1 protein-coding gene is annotated in these 270 nt (G+C 48.1%); it reads right to left on the minus strand.

Annotation, left to right across the window (positions count from 1 at the left end; all coding sequences use genetic code 11):
* On the minus strand, positions 1 to 270 hold a 270-nt coding region (locus tag LKK83_RS00550), incomplete at both ends, for a DUF4114 domain-containing protein (RefSeq protein ID WP_324628784.1).

Below are 270 nucleotides of genomic sequence, written 5' to 3' on the forward strand. Positions count from 1 at the left end.
TACCCGCAAATCTTCCATTGCGAAGGTATTTCCATCGCCGGTGACATCAGAAATTTGTCCCACATGATAGGCATCATCGGGGTTAGATGTGGCGAGGGAAAATAGGGGACGAATTGCACCTTCAGCCGTGGGATTATCTAAGACTTGTTGCACCTTTCCATTCGGCACCAACATGATGAAAAATTCATCTCCGGGTCGCATGGAGACGGTTTGCACGCCTCGATATTCGCCGAAGTTCCAATTGCCTTCATTTAAAGAGCCGGTAAATCG

Source organism: Phormidium sp. CCY1219 (assembly GCF_035615515.1).
Taxonomy (GTDB): domain Bacteria; phylum Cyanobacteriota; class Cyanobacteriia; order Cyanobacteriales; family Laspinemataceae; genus CCY1219.